Origin of the sequence: Enterovibrio norvegicus FF-33 (assembly GCF_000286835.2) — a bacterium.
Lineage (GTDB): Bacteria > Pseudomonadota > Gammaproteobacteria > Enterobacterales > Vibrionaceae > Enterovibrio > Enterovibrio norvegicus_A.
Genome location: NZ_AJYD02000015.1, coordinates 1 through 15395 on the forward strand (window position 1 = coordinate 1; position 15395 = coordinate 15395).

Below are 15395 nucleotides of genomic sequence, written 5' to 3' on the forward strand. Positions count from 1 at the left end.
GGATTCCCGAGTGGCCAAAGGGATCAGACTGTAAATCTGACGGCTCAGCCTTCGAAGGTTCGAATCCTTCTCCCACCACCATATTTCAAATAGTTTGAATAGCTCTACGAGAAACTGAAAGCGGGCATCGTATAATGGCTATTACCTCAGCCTTCCAAGCTGATGATGCGGGTTCGATTCCCGCTGCCCGCTCCAATTCTAAAGTGCTGATATAGCTCAGTTGGTAGAGTGCACCCTTGGTAAGGGTGAGGTCCCCAGTTCGAATCTGGGTATCAGCACCATCTTTCTCTTACAAGTTACTCAAGCCATTTGATTTATACTCAACATAAATCCATTTGTTGTATGCGTGGTCGTTAAGCCACCAAAATACCGTGCTTAGAGGGACTGTCATGTCTAAAGAAAAATTTGAACGTACGAAACCGCACGTTAACGTTGGTACTATCGGCCACGTTGACCACGGTAAAACCACTCTAACTGCAGCAATCTGTACTGTACTGTCAAAAGTATACGGCGGTTCTGCACGTGACTTCGCATCTATCGATAACGCTCCAGAAGAGCGCGAGCGCGGTATCACTATCTCTACCTCACACGTAGAATACGATACACCTGCTCGTCACTACGCACACGTAGACTGCCCAGGACACGCCGATTATGTTAAAAACATGATCACCGGTGCTGCGCAAATGGACGGTGGTATCCTGGTTGTTGCTGCGACTGATGGCCCTATGCCACAGACTCGTGAGCACATCCTACTAGGTCGCCAAGTTGGTATTCCATACATCCTTGTTTTCATGAACAAGTGTGACATGGTTGATGACGAAGAGCTGCTTGAGTTGGTTGAGATGGAAGTTCGTGAACTTCTTTCTGAGTACGACTTCCCAGGCGACGATTGCCCAGTAATTCAAGGTTCAGCACTAGGTGCATTGAACGGCGAAGAGCAGTGGGAAGCGAAAATTGTTGAACTAGCTGAAGCACTGGATTCTTACATCCCAGAGCCAGAGCGTGCTATCGACAAGCCATTCATCCTACCAATCGAAGATGTTTTCTCAATTCAAGGCCGTGGTACTGTTGTAACGGGTCGTGTTGAGCAAGGTATCGTTCGCGTAGGCGATGAAGTTGCTATTGTTGGTATCGTAGACACCATCACCACGACTTGTACTGGTGTTGAGATGTTCCGTAAACTTCTTGACGAAGGCCGTGCTGGTGAGAACGTTGGTGTTCTTCTACGTGGTACTAAGCGTGACGAAGTTCAACGTGGTCAAGTACTGGCTAAGCCTGGTTCAATCACTCCACACACCACTTTCACATCAGAAATTTATGTTCTGTCGAAAGATGAAGGCGGCCGTCATACTCCGTTCTTCAAAGGCTACCGTCCACAGTTCTACTTCCGTACAACTGACGTGACCGGTACTATCGAATTGCCAGAAGGCGTAGAGATGGTAATGCCAGGTGATAACATTGCAATGACTGTAACTCTGATCTCGCCAATCGCGATGGACGAAGGTCTACGCTTCGCAATCCGCGAAGGTGGTCGTACAGTTGGTGCAGGTGTTGTTGCTAAAATCATCGAATAAGATTTGACGACACACTAGCAAAAAGGGCATCATTTGATGCCCTTTTTCTGCACCAAATCTTTGGATTGAACTTTTTTTCGCCGATTGGTCGCAGTGATATACGTTTTAGGATAAGAAAATAAGCGACGAAGTAAGTACGTTTAGGTTTCCTTTATTCTTTTCACCTCGCTAACGCGAGGTTGTTGTCGTCGATGAAATAGACTAGTTACAGGTAGAATGTATGAAAGCGAATGCTGAAGCCCCAACCGGGTCAATGGATGCCCTAAAATGGGTTGTGGTTTTTGCCTTATTGGCGACTGCGGTAGTGGGGAATAGCGTGTACGGCGATATGTCTGTCGTGCTACGAGCTGCAGCTGTAGTTGTACTTGTTGCAGCCGCCGGTGGTGTTGCTGCTCTAACAGGTAAAGGCAAAACGGCGATCACCTTTGCACGTGAATCGCGTATGGAAGTGCGTAAAGTTGTCTGGCCAACTCGCCAAGAAACGTTACAGACCACTCTCATCGTTCTGGCTGTCACTGTCGTCATGGCGCTCATCCTGTGGGGCATCGACGGTATAATGGTCCGTCTGGTCCGCCTATTCACTGGCGTGTGAGGTTAACTACATGAGCGAAGCTCCTAAAAAACGTTGGTATGTTGTTCAGGCTTTTTCCGGTTTTGAAGGCCGTGTATCTAAGTCATTGAATGAATATATCAAGATTCACGAAATGGAAGATTTCTTCGGTGAGATACTTGTACCTACCGAGGAAGTTGTTGAAATGCGCGCAGGACAGCGTCGCAAGAGTGAACGAAAGTTTTTCCCAGGTTATGTTCTCGTTCAGATGATTATGAATGATGAGTCATGGCACTTGGTGCGTAGCGTGCCACGTGTAATGGGCTTTATTGGTGGTACGCCGGATCGTCCTGCGTCTATCACAGATAAAGAAGCTGACGCTATCTTGAATCGTCTTGAGAAAGCTGGCGAATCACCTGTGCACAAGACGGTGTACGAAGCAGGTGAAGTTGTACGTGTTACTGAAGGCCCGTTTGCGGACTTCAATGGCGTCGTAGAAGAAGTCGATTACGAGAAGAGTCGTGTGAAGGTTTCTGTTTCTATCTTCGGCCGTGCAACACCTGTAGAGCTAGAATTCAGTCAAGTCGAAAAAAGCTGATCGTTTTTTGCTCGGAAAGTATTGCTAGGGGCGCGAAATTTGAATACAATTTCGCGCCCTTTTGTTAAACGGGGAGTCTGTTTGCAAAAAAACAGACGTTTGAACCCAAATTTAGGTATTTAGTAATGGCTAAAAAAGTAGAAGCTTACATCAAGCTGCAAGTTGCAGCGGGTATGGCTAACCCAAGTCCACCAGTTGGTCCAGCTCTTGGTCAACACGGCGTTAACATCATGGAATTCTGTAAAGCGTTTAACGCACGTACAGAATCTATGGAGAAAGGTCTTCCTACTCCAGTTGTTATCTCTGTATACAGCGACCGTTCTTTCACTTTCGAAATGAAGACGCCACCTGCTGCAGTTCTTCTTAAGAAAGCAGCTGGCATCAAGTCTGGTTCAGGCCGTCCTAACACTGAGAAAGTTGGTACTATTACTGACGCTCAGGTTCAGGAAATCGCTGAAACTAAAGCGAAAGACATGACTGGTGCAGACATTGAAGCGATGAAACGCTCAATTGCTGGTACTGCTCGTTCAATGGGTCTGGTAGTAGAGGGTTAAGACAATGGCTAAATTGACTAAACGCATGCGCGTTATCCGCGACAAAGTTGATGTTACTCGTGAGTATGACATCAACGAAGCTGTTGCTCTTTTGAAAGAACTTGCTACTGCTAAATTCGTAGAAAGTGTTGATGTTGCAGTAAACCTGGGCATCGATGCACGTAAATCAGACCAAAACGTTCGTGGCGCAACTGTGTTGCCACACGGTACTGGTCGTGATATCCGCGTAGCGGTATTCACCCAAGGTGCTAACGCTGAAGCTGCAAAAGAAGCTGGCGCTGACATCATTGGTATGGAAGATCTGGCTGACCAAATCAAGAAAGGCGAGATGAACTTCGACGTAGTTATCGCATCACCTGATGCAATGCGCGTTGTTGGTCAACTTGGTACTATCTTGGGCCCACGCGGTCTGATGCCAAACCCGAAAGTTGGTACTGTAACCCCTAACGTTGCTCAAGCGGTTAAGAACGCTAAAGCAGGTCAGGTTCGTTACCGTAACGACAAGAACGGTATCATCCACACCACTATTGGTAAGGTTGATTTCGATACTGACAAACTTAAGGGTAACCTTGAAGCATTGTTGGTAGCTCTGAAGAAAGCGAAGCCTTCTTCAGCGAAAGGTACTTTCGTTAAGAAAGTAAGCATCTCTACCACTATGGGTGCAGGTGTTGCGGTTGACCAGAACACTCTGGAAGCAAGCGCAAACTAATTGCTTGAAGCGAAGGGTTGCTGTATAATCCTTCGCTTCAAATTTATGGCTGAGTCCGGCTTGCTGGGCTTCGTCCAAGACCGTAGGCGTCTGGTGTTTTCACTAAGACTTAATGCTTACCTACGTAGACGGTGCCAGAACATGATAGATATATTCTTTCTTGGATCTGCGCCGTAATTACTCTCCTACTGCGAAGTAGCGAGTGGTGTATATATAATCCAGGAGCAAATCCAAATGGCATTAAATCTTCAAGACAAAAAAGCAATTGTTGCTGAAGTCAACGAAGCTGCCAGTGGTGCCCTTTCTGCAGTTGTAGCTGATTCTCGCGGTGTAGCGGTAGGCGCAATGACTTCTCTACGTAAACAAGCTCGTGAAGCTGGCGTTTACATGAGAGTTGTTCGTAATACCTTGGCTCGTCGTGCAGTTGAAGGTACTGACTATGCGTGTCTGCAAGACACGTTTGTTGGTCCAACACTGATTGCGTTCTCTAATGAGCACCCAGGTGCTGCGGCGCGTCTTTTCAAAGACTTCGCTAAAGAGAACAAGAAATTCGAGATCAAAGCTGCTGCATTCGAAGGCTCTATCACTGATGCTGACGTTCTAGCAACGCTGCCAACATACGACGAAGCTATTGCGCGTCTGATGATGTGCATGAAAGAAGCGTCTGCTGGCAAGCTGGTTCGCACTATCGCGGCCGTTCGCGATCAGAAAGAAGCTGCATAATTGCATTGCTTTTTACCGATTGCTATTTAAACTAATTGTTGACTTTAAAGAGAATTGTTATGTCTATCACTAACGAGCAAATCCTAGACGCAGTTGCAGAAATGTCTGTAATGCAAGTTGTTGAGCTTATTGAAGCTATGGAAGAGAAATTCGGTGTTACTGCTGCTGCTGCAGTAGTTGCAGGCGGCGCTGTTGCAGAAGCAGCAGAAGAGCAAACTGAATTCGACGTAATCCTGACTTCTTGTGGTCCTAACAAAGTTGCTGTTATCAAAGCAGTACGTGGCGCAACTGGCCTAGGTCTGAAAGAAGCTAAAGCTGTTGTTGACGGTGCTCCAGCTCCGTTGAAAGAAGCAGTTTCTAAAGAAGAAGCTGACGCTCTTAAAGCACAGCTAGAAGAAGCTGGTGCTTCTGTTGAAGTTAAGTAATTATTGCTTAGCTTCTTAGCCTGAAATGGCTAATGGCTGGTGGCTAAATAGCCACCGGCCTTTTTGCGCTGTAGGGCAGTAGTGAATTTTGCACCCCGTTTAGTCACTACTTTCCATGCAAAAAAAGTATCAGATTAACCCTCTGATGCTCCTACAGTAAACGGTTGGTTGTTTAGTTACTGTCCCTCAGTCTGGACAGTTTGGGTCACTTATCAGCGAGCTGAGGAACCCTATGGTTTACTCTTATACCGAGAAAAAGCGTATCCGTAAGGATTTTGGTAAGCGTCCTCAAGTTCTGGACGTGCCATACTTGCTGTCTATCCAGCTAGATTCTTTCGAAAAATTTATCGAGCAGGATCCAGAAGGTCAATACGGTCTTGAAGCGGCTTTTCGCTCTGTCTTTCCGATTCAGAGTTACAATGGCAATTCCGAACTGCAATACGTTAGCTATCGCCTTGGAGAGCCAGTATTCGATGTTAAAGAATGTCAGATCCGCGGCGTAACTTACTCTGCACCACTGCGCGTTAAATTACGCCTGGTGATGTTTGACAGAGATGCACCTGCTGGCACCGTAAAAGACATTAAAGAGCAAGAAGTCTACATGGGTGAAATTCCACTCATGACGGACAATGGTACCTTTGTAATTAACGGTACTGAGAGGGTTATCGTATCCCAGCTGCATCGTAGCCCGGGCGTCTTCTTCGACAGCGATAAGGGTAAAACCCATTCCTCAGGTAAAGTGCTGTACAACGCACGTATCATTCCATACCGCGGTTCGTGGTTGGACTTTGAGTTTGATCCTAAGGATGCCGTCTACGTTCGTATCGACCGTCGTCGTAAGCTACCTGCATCGATCATTCTGCGTGCATTGGAATACACCACCGAGCAAATTCTTGATTTGTTCTTCGATAAAATTGTTTTCGAAGTCCAAGGCAAGTCTCTGGTGATGGAACTTGTACCGGATCGTCTGCGTGGCGAGACCGCAAGCTTTGATATCGAAGCTAACGGCAAGGTATACATTGAACAAGGCCGCCGTATTACCGCGCGCCACATTCGTCAGCTTGAAAAAGATGGCGTAGAAAAAATTGAAGTTCCTGTTGAGTACATTGTGGGCAAAGTTTCTGCACGCGATTACGTTAACGAGGAAACTGGCGAGATCATTGCACCTGCTAACCAAGAACTGAGCCTAGAAACCCTAGCGCTTCTTTCTCAAGCTGGTTACAAGAAGATCGAAACTTTGTTCACCAATGACTTGGATAACGGTCCGTACATGTCAGATACCCTGCGTATCGACAGCACGTCTGATCGCCTGAGCGCATTGGTTGAAATCTACCGCATGATGCGTCCTGGTGAGCCACCAACGCGTGAAGCAGCAGAGCAGTTGTTCAATAGCCTGTTCTTCTCAGAAGATCGTTACGATCTGTCTGCGGTAGGCCGTATGAAGTTCAACAGTTCTCTAAACCGTGAAGAAATGACCGGTTCTGGCGTACTGAGCCACGATGACATCATCCAAGTGATGCGCAAGCTGATCGATATCCGTAATGGTATCGGTGAGGTGGACGATATTGACCACCTGGGCAACCGTCGCATTCGTTCTGTTGGTGAAATGGCAGAGAACCAGTTCCGTGTAGGTCTGGTACGTGTTGAACGTGCGGTTAAAGAGCGCCTAAGCCTTGGTGACCTTGATGCAATCATGCCTCAAGATCTGATCAACGCTAAGCCTATCTCTGCGGCAGTTAAAGAGTTCTTCGGTTCTTCTCAGCTGTCACAGTTTATGGACCAGAATAACCCGTTGTCAGAAGTGACGCACAAGCGTCGTATCTCTGCATTGGGTCCAGGCGGTCTGACGCGTGAGCGCGCAGGCTTTGAAGTTCGAGATGTACACGCAACCCACTACGGTCGCCTATGTCCTATCGAAACGCCTGAAGGTCCAAACATCGGTCTGATCAACTCGCTTTCAGCGTATGCACGTACTAACCCGTACGGCTTCCTGGAAACGCCTTACCGTAAAGTTGTTGACGGTAAAGTGACGGACCAAATTGATTATCTTTCTGCTATCGAAGAAGGCCAATTTGTTATTGCACAGGCAAACGCCGTGCTAAACGATGATGGTTCATTCGGTGAAGAATTGATCACTGCTCGCCAGAAAGGTGATTCAGGTTTGCACCCTCGTGACCATGTCCAGTACATGGACGTCGCGACCAACCAGATTGTATCGGTTGCTGCATCTCTGATCCCATTCCTAGAGCACGATGATGCTAACCGTGCACTTATGGGTGCGAACATGCAACGTCAGGCAGTTCCAACTTTGCGTGCTGATAAGCCGCTAGTAGGTACTGGTATTGAGCGTGCAGTAGCGGTTGACTCCGGTGTAACTGCCGTTGCTAAACGTGGCGGTATGGTTCAGTCGGTTGACGCATCGCGTATCGTTATCAAGGTTAATGAAGAAGAGCTGGTTTCAGGTGAAGCTGGTATCGACATCTATAACCTGACGAAGTACACCCGTTCTAACCAGAACACCTGTATCAACCAGCGTCCTACCGTGATGCCTGGTGAGCCAGTTGCACGTGGTGACGTGTTGGCTGATGGTCCTTCGACGGATCTGGGTGAACTTGCTCTTGGCCAGAACATGCGTATCGCGTTCATGCCTTGGAACGGTTACAACTTCGAGGATTCCATCCTTGTTTCTGAGCGTGTAGTGCAGGAAGACCGCCTGACTACTATCCACATCCAAGAGCTTTCTTGTGTGGCTCGCGATACTAAACTGGGTAGCGAAGAAATCACTGCTGATATCCCTAACGTGGGTGAAGCTGCGCTGTCTAAACTTGACGAATCTGGTGTTGTATACATCGGTGCGGAAGTGAAAGGTGGCGATATTCTGGTAGGTAAAGTGACGCCTAAAGGCGAAACGCAGCTGACACCAGAAGAAAAACTGCTACGTGCGATCTTCGGTGAGAAAGCGTCTGACGTTAAAGACTCTTCTCTGCGCGTTCCAAACGGTGTGTCTGGTACGATCATTGACGTACAAGTGTTTACCCGTGATGGCGTTGAGAAAGACAAGCGTGCGCTTGAAATCGAAGAAATGCAGCTAAAAGAAGCCAAGAAAGATCTGACAGAAGAGTTCTCTATTCTGGAAGGTGGTCTGGTAGCACGTGTTCGTGGCGTACTTGCGCAAGCAGGCTACAGCCAAGAAAAACTGGCGAACATGGATCGCCAGAGCATGCTGACTCAGACTATTGACGACGAAGCGCTGCAAACTCAGCTTGAGCAATTGGCTGAGCAGTACGACGAACTGAAATCTGACTTCGATAAGAAGTTTGACACCAAACGTCGCAAGATCACTCAGGGTGACGATCTGGCACCGGGCGTCCTTAAAATTGTTAAGGTATACCTGGCTGTTAAACGTCGCATTCAACCTGGTGACAAGATGGCGGGTCGCCACGGTAACAAGGGTGTTATCTCTAAGATCAACCCTGTTGAAGACATGCCGTACGATGAAGATGGTGAACCAGTAGACATCGTATTGAACCCACTGGGTGTACCGTCTCGTATGAACATCGGTCAGATCCTTGAAACCCACCTTGGCCTAGCGGCGAAAGGTATCGGTAACAAGATCAACAAGATGCTCAAAGAGCAGCAAGAACTGGCGAAATTCCGCGAGTTCCTGCAGAAGGTTTACAGCCTGGGTGAAACACGTCAGCAAGTCGATATCAGCGCTCTGTCTGATGATGAAGTGCGTACACTGATCCAGAACCTGCGTGCCGGTCTACCGATCGCGACTCCAGTGTTCGATGGTGCGCCTGAGTCTTCAATCAAAGAACTGTTGAAACTGGGTGATCTGCCAGAATCTGGCCAGCTGAACCTATTTGACGGCCGTACTGGTGAGAAGTTTGAGCGTCCTGTAACTGTTGGTTACATGTACATGCTGAAACTGAACCACTTGGTTGATGACAAGATGCACGCCCGTTCTACCGGTTCTTACAGCCTAGTTACTCAGCAGCCGCTGGGTGGTAAAGCTCAGTTCGGTGGCCAGCGTTTCGGTGAGATGGAAGTGTGGGCGCTTGAAGCATACGGCGCAGCATATACCCTCCAAGAAATGCTGACTGTTAAGTCGGATGACGTGAACGGTCGTACGAAGATGTATAAAAACATCGTCGACGGCGATCACCGCATGGAGCCGGGTATGCCGGAATCTTTCAACGTATTGTTGAAAGAAATCCGCTCGTTGGGTATCAACATCGAGCTGGAAGACGAATAAGCCAAGGCTTAATCGCTATTTCCGGTATCAATATGAAGGCGCTGCCTGTCAGCGCCTTTCTGGGTCAACTCCTCACAGGAGCCAAATGTGAAAGACTTACTTAAGTTTCTGAAAGCACAGCATAAGACCGAAGAATTTGATGCAATCAAAATCGGTCTAGCTTCACCAGACATGATTCGTTCATGGTCTTTCGGTGAAGTGAAAAAGCCAGAAACCATTAACTACCGTACCTTTAAGCCTGAGCGTGACGGCCTATTCTGTGCACGTATCTTTGGCCCGGTAAAAGACTACGAATGTCTTTGCGGTAAATACAAACGCCTTAAGCACCGTGGTGTGATCTGTGAAAAATGTGGTGTTGAAGTTACTCAGACCAAAGTACGCCGTGAGCGTATGGGTCACATTGAGTTGGCTTCTCCTGTTGCCCACATCTGGTTCCTGAAATCACTACCGTCTCGTATCGGTTTGCTGATGGACATGCCATTGCGTGACATCGAGCGTGTTCTGTACTTCGAATCATACGTTGTGATCGAACCAGGCATGACCGATCTTGAGCGTAGCCAAATGCTGTCTGAAGAACAGTATCTTGACGCGCTGGAGCAATGGGGTGATGAATTCGACGCTCGTATGGGTGCCGAAGCGGTGAAAGCATTGCTGGCGAACATGGACCTGCAAGCTGAAACTGAACTGATGCGCGAAGAGCTGGAAGAAACCAACTCTGAAACTAAGCGTAAGAAAATCACCAAGCGCCTTAAGCTTGTTGAAGCATTCCTGCAGTCTGGAAACAACCCTGAGTGGATGATCCTGACTGTACTTCCAGTTCTGCCACCGGATCTACGTCCTCTGGTACCACTGGATGGCGGTCGTTTCGCGACTTCAGATCTGAATGATCTCTACCGTCGTGTGATCAACCGTAACAACCGTCTGAAACGCCTACTTGATCTGGCTGCTCCTGACATCATCGTACGTAACGAAAAGCGTATGCTGCAAGAGTCAGTTGATGCTCTGCTAGATAACGGTCGTCGCGGTCGTGCCATTACTGGTTCGAACAAGCGTCCACTGAAATCTTTGGCTGATATGATCAAAGGTAAGCAAGGTCGTTTCCGTCAGAACTTGCTTGGTAAACGTGTAGACTACTCTGGCCGTTCGGTTATCACCGTAGGTCCATACCTTCGTCTGCACCAGTGTGGTCTTCCTAAGAAGATGGCACTAGAGCTGTTCAAACCATTCATCTACGGCAAGCTTGAAGCACGTGGTCTTGCGACTACCATCAAAGCGGCTAAGAAAATGGTTGAGCGCGAAGAAGCAGTCGTTTGGGATATCTTGGATGAAGTCATCCGTGAACACCCAGTACTGTTGAACCGTGCACCAACACTTCACCGTTTGGGTATCCAAGCGTTTGAACCTGTGTTGATCGAAGGTAAAGCGATCCAGTTGCACCCACTCGTTTGTGCGGCATATAACGCCGATTTCGATGGTGACCAAATGGCGGTACACGTACCGTTGACTTTGGAAGCGCAACTTGAAGCACGTGCTCTGATGATGTCGACCAACAACATCCTGTCTCCTGCGTCCGGTGATCCAATCATCGTACCTTCTCAGGACGTTGTATTGGGTCTGTATTACATGACCCGCGACAGAATTAACGCAAAAGGCGAAGGCCTTTACCTGTCTGGCCCTGCGGAAGCTGAAAAAGCATACCGTACTGGCAACGCAGAACTGCACGCTCGCGTAAAAGTACGCTTGAAAGAAGTGCTGTTTGACGAGATGGGTAACCGCACCGAGTCAGTAGAACTGCGTGACACCACCGTTGGTCGTGCAATGTTGTGGCAAATCGTGCCTGAAGGCATGCCATACGACATCGTTAACCAAGCGCTAGGTAAAAAGCAGATCTCTAACTTGCTGAACACTTGTTACCGTAAGCTGGGTCTGAAAGACACTGTTATTTTCGCTGACCAAATCATGTACACCGGTTTCGCATATGCGGCACTCTCTGGTGTATCTGTTGGTATCGATGACATGGTTATCCCACAGGCGAAATACGACCTGATCGAAGCAGCAGAAGCTGAAGTTGCTGAAATTCAGGAGCAGTTCCAGTCTGGTCTGGTAACCGCAGGCGAACGTTACAACAAAGTTATCGATATCTGGGCTGCAGCGAACGAACAAGTTGCTAAAGCGATGATGGATAACTTGTCTTTTGATACCGTTATCAACCGTGATGGCGAAGAAGAAGATCAGAAGTCGTTCAACAGCGTATACATGATGGCCGATTCAGGTGCTCGTGGTTCGGCTGCTCAGATCCGTCAGTTGGCGGGTATGCGTGGTCTGATGGCGAAACCAGATGGCTCTATCATTGAAACGCCAATCACCGCGAACTTCCGTGAAGGTCTGAACGTACTTCAGTACTTCATCTCTACTCACGGTGCTCGTAAGGGTCTGGCGGATACAGCACTTAAAACTGCGAACTCAGGTTATCTGACTCGCCGTTTGGTTGATGTTGCACAAGACGTAGTCATCACTGAAACTGACTGTGGTACCAGCGAAGGTATTCACATGATGGCAGTTATCGAAGGCGGCGACGTTAAAGAAGCATTGCGTGAGCGTGTTCTGGGTCGTGTTGTTGCTGAAGACGTACTTAAACCTGGTACAGAAGAAGTTCTTGCACCACGTAACACCCTTCTCGATGAGAAATGGTGTGACATTTTGGAGCAGAACTCTGTAGACCAAATCAAAGTGCGTTCGGTTGTTAGTTGTCAAACTGACTTCGGTTGCTGTGCAAACTGTTACGGTCGTGATTTGGCTCGTGGTCACATTGTGAACCATGGTGAAGCAGTCGGTGTTATCGCTGCTCAGTCAATCGGTGAGCCTGGTACACAGCTTACAATGCGTACGTTCCACATCGGTGGTGCGGCATCTCGTGCGGCTGCAGAGAATAGTATCCAAGTGAAGAACAACGGTTCGTTGCACCTTCACAATGCCAAGTTTGTTATTAACAACTCTGGCAAGCTGGTTATTACCTCTCGTGCTTCTGAATTGACTATCGTTGATGAGTTTGGACGTACGAAAGAAAGCTACAAGCTTTCTTACGGTACTATCTTGACGAAAGCAGATGGTGACGCAGTTACTACGGGTGAAATCGTAGCAAATTGGGATCCGCACACAATGCCGATCATCACGGAAGTGGAAGGTCGTATCCAGTTCCTTGATATGATTGATGGCGTGACAGTTCAACGTCAAACTGACGAGCTGACAGGTCTATCTTCAATGGTGATCTTGGATGCTGCTGAGCGCACATCTGCTGGTAAAGACATGCGTCCTACCGTCAGACTTTGCGATGCTGCTGGCAACGATATCATGATCCCAGGTACCGACATGCCTGCTCAATACTTCTTGCCTGGTAAAGCAATTGTCCAGTTAGAAGATGGAGCAACCGTTGGTATTGGTGAAATCTTGTCACGTATCCCGCAAGCTGCGAGCGGTACGAAAGATATCACCGGTGGTCTGCCACGCGTAGCTGACCTGTTTGAAGCCCGTAAGCCGAAAGAGCCTGCGATTCTGGCTGAAATCACAGGTGCGGTATCCTTCGGTAAAGAAACCAAAGGTAAGCGTCGTCTGATTATCACCCCGACCGATGGTAGCCCGTACGAAGAAATGATTCCGAAATGGCGTCAGTTGAACGTATTTGAAGGTGAAAAAGTCGAAATTGGTGATGTAATCGCTGATGGCCCAGAAGCACCACACGATATCCTGCGTCTTCGTGGTGTACGTGCGGTAACTGAGTTCATCACTAACGAAGTGCAAGACGTTTACCGTCTGCAAGGCGTTAAGATTAACGATAAGCACATTGAGACGATCGTTCGTCAGATGCTGCGCAAGGTAACTATCACGAAATCTGGTGACTCTGAGTTCCTAGAAGGTGAGCAAGTAGAATTCTCCCGTGTGACCATTGCAAACCGTCAGCTTGAAGCTGAAGGCAAACAAATGGTTGGATTCACGCGTGATCTACTTGGTATTACCAAAGCGTCGTTGGCTACCGAGTCGTTTATCTCTGCAGCTTCGTTCCAGGAAACCACTCGCGTTCTTACAGAAGCAGCGGTATCTGGTAAGCGTGATGAGCTACGTGGTCTGAAAGAGAACGTTATCGTTGGTCGCCTGATCCCAGCGGGTACTGGTTTTGCTTACCACAAGACGCGTCAAGCACGTCGTCAAGTAGTAGATGCACCTGTTGCACCGCAAATGGATGCTGAACAAGCATCACAGGATCTTGCAGCTCTGCTGAATGCCGGTCTAAACGACGACTAAGCTTTTGCTGACTTGAATTGAAAAGGCACCCTTCGGGGTGCCTTTTTTGTTTCTAGTGATCTCATCGAGCGTTTGCATAACTGGCGTATATAAGCCATTTACAGCTGTGCTGTATATTCTCATGACAGAGTGTTAATCATTTCTAGTGGGATTGCGTTAGAGGAACGTGAGGAGAGTGCTTTGTAGAAAAAATGAGAATAGAAGAATGCGAGAGATTGCTCAAGGGGGCTCTATTGAGATGCGATGAAAAAACGCCGGCTGGTGGCAAACACCAACAGCCGAAGTAAAATGTCGCTATAAAATAACGCTAAGCACCGGGCGGAATAGACAGGCTATCCGCAATTAACTGGATTAGCATATCTTCCTGTTCAAAGCGCAATTCCATGATTTCACCAACACGTGAAATATCGCTATCAAAGCGGGAGAAGTTATCTTCATCCAACACAAACGCGCTGTATTTGTCGTTAAAGGTTAACAGTGGCTCTGTGGTTTCAACGATGCGCGCATAAAGCGTGTCGATCTCAGTATTCGTGGAGAAACCCGTTGACTGCCAACGACTCATCACCATGTCATAAATTTTGAAGTGACCAGCAGATATATAATCTACCAGCGCTTCACAGAAGTGGTTTAACGCCTCTTCTGTAGGAAGACAATTCTTGTTAACGCCTGACAGCCCGGCGACCTTAGAATATTCCACAAGTAGTTCTTGTCTTAGTGTTAACCAGTAGTCGATCACATCGCTGTAACCACCCCACTGTTGCTGTGCTTTTTCGAGTTTACTAAGCATGACCACGTTCCTCATGATCAGCGCACCTGAGCGCTTTTATAGGATTAGAGCCATATCATTCAGGCCGTCAATTGACTAACATCAGGTAATTAAATTTAGAGTGCCTCAAATTTTCACTGTTAGCAAGGATCTAAACTGCGTTATGTCTGACCAAAATGATCTTGTGTATCTGTGTTGTGCAAACGACGGAAAGTTATGGTTACCTGATCACAGCTTGCCGTTAATCACCATATCCAAGCTTGAGAAAATGGCAGTATCTAGCTATGTCATCGGTACGTTTGACGGAAGAGAAGTCCACTTTACGGTGGATAGTCACGCTTTTTCTTCTGATGAGTTCGACAGCCTTCGTTGCCAACTGCATCTGAGTCCAGCTTTGTTTAATATGGCGGGGCGAGCGATACAGCTCGACTATATGTGTCATTCTCAGGGATTTTGCTGCAAATGCGGAGGCGTTAATCACTTTGATGCTGCGCACCCTGCCATGGTCTGTGATCAGTGCCATACGGTACATTATCCGCGTATATCACCCTGTGTGATTGTTGCTGTTAGGCGTGGCGGTGAAATTTTGCTAGCACAACATCCTCGCCATAAAAACGGCATGTACACAGTGATAGCGGGGTTTGTTGAAGCCGGTGAAACGCTAGAGCAATGTGTGGCACGCGAAGTCAAAGAGGAAACCGGCATAGAGGTGGCGAACATTCGCTACTTTGATAGCCAACCTTGGGCGTTCCCTTCGAATTTAATGATGGGCTTTGTGGCTGACTATGCGACAGGCGATATTAATCCAGATTATGAAGAACTGACGGACGCGAGTTGGTTTGACGTAGATGCACTACCGCTGGTGGCACCGGAAGGGACAATCGCACGTCGGCTGATTGAAGAAGTAAGAGCTCTTCGTTAATCAATAGATGAAGCTTT

General features: G+C 47.8%; 11 protein-coding genes and 2 tRNA genes. 12 read left to right on the forward strand and 1 reads right to left on the reverse strand.

Annotated elements, in window-relative coordinates:
* Window positions 1–120 precede the first annotated feature (120 nt).
* From A1OO_RS06420 to rpoC, 11 genes are all read left to right on the forward strand, one after another.
* Window positions 121–195, forward strand: a tRNA-Gly gene (locus tag A1OO_RS06420).
* 10 nt (window positions 196–205) lie between these two features.
* Window positions 206–281: transfer RNA gene (locus tag A1OO_RS06425), tRNA-Thr, on the forward strand.
* 108 nt (window positions 282–389) lie between these two features.
* On the forward strand, window positions 390–1574 hold the full coding sequence (tuf, locus tag A1OO_RS06430; protein ID WP_016960638.1) for an elongation factor Tu: 1185 nt from the start codon (window positions 390–392) through the stop codon (window positions 1572–1574).
* Window positions 1575–1794: 220 nt separating this feature from the next.
* Window positions 1795–2166, forward strand: a complete 372-nt coding sequence (gene secE / locus A1OO_RS06435) for a preprotein translocase subunit SecE (protein WP_016960639.1) — start codon at window positions 1795–1797, stop codon at window positions 2164–2166.
* Window positions 2167–2176: 10 nt separating this feature from the next.
* Window positions 2177–2722, forward strand: coding sequence for a transcription termination/antitermination protein NusG (gene nusG / locus A1OO_RS06440; RefSeq protein WP_016960640.1), 546 nt, complete (start codon window positions 2177–2179; stop codon window positions 2720–2722).
* A gap of 125 nt (window positions 2723–2847) precedes the next feature.
* Window positions 2848–3276 carry a 50S ribosomal protein L11 gene (gene rplK / locus A1OO_RS06445; RefSeq protein ID WP_016960641.1) on the forward strand — a complete coding sequence of 143 codons (429 nt, stop codon included), beginning with the start codon at window positions 2848–2850 and terminating at the stop codon, window positions 3274–3276.
* Window positions 3277–3280: 4 nt separating this feature from the next.
* The gene (gene rplA / locus A1OO_RS06450; protein WP_016960642.1) at window positions 3281–3985 is read left to right on the forward strand and encodes a 50S ribosomal protein L1; all 705 of its coding nucleotides are present in this window, start codon (window positions 3281–3283) and stop codon (window positions 3983–3985) included.
* Between the two features lie 234 nt (window positions 3986–4219).
* Window positions 4220–4708, forward strand: a complete 489-nt coding sequence (gene rplJ / locus A1OO_RS06455; RefSeq protein WP_016960643.1) for a 50S ribosomal protein L10 — start codon at window positions 4220–4222, stop codon at window positions 4706–4708.
* A 59-nt stretch (window positions 4709–4767) separates the two neighbouring features.
* A complete protein-coding gene (rplL, locus tag A1OO_RS06460) occupies window positions 4768–5133 on the forward strand; it encodes a 50S ribosomal protein L7/L12 (protein ID WP_016960644.1) in 366 nt (121 codons plus the stop codon).
* A 232-nt stretch (window positions 5134–5365) separates the two neighbouring features.
* Window positions 5366–9391, forward strand: a complete 4026-nt coding sequence (gene rpoB, locus A1OO_RS06465) for a DNA-directed RNA polymerase subunit beta (protein ID WP_016960645.1) — start codon at window positions 5366–5368, stop codon at window positions 9389–9391.
* An 87-nt stretch (window positions 9392–9478) separates the two neighbouring features.
* Entirely contained in the window at window positions 9479–13690 is a 4212-nt protein-coding gene (gene rpoC / locus A1OO_RS06470) for a DNA-directed RNA polymerase subunit beta' (RefSeq protein WP_017004502.1), read from the forward strand.
* Between the two features lie 307 nt (window positions 13691–13997).
* On the opposite strand, the gene A1OO_RS06475 is transcribed toward rpoC, so the two are convergent.
* Window positions 13998–14477 (reverse strand): Rsd/AlgQ family anti-sigma factor, encoded by a 480-nt coding sequence (locus A1OO_RS06475; RefSeq protein WP_016960647.1) that lies wholly within the window; start codon window positions 14475–14477, stop codon window positions 13998–14000.
* A 142-nt stretch (window positions 14478–14619) separates the two neighbouring features.
* Between A1OO_RS06475 and nudC the strand changes: the two genes are divergently transcribed.
* Window positions 14620–15378 (forward strand): NAD(+) diphosphatase, encoded by a 759-nt coding sequence (gene nudC / locus A1OO_RS06480; protein WP_016960648.1) that lies wholly within the window; start codon window positions 14620–14622, stop codon window positions 15376–15378.
* Window positions 15379–15395: the final 17 nt, after the last annotated feature.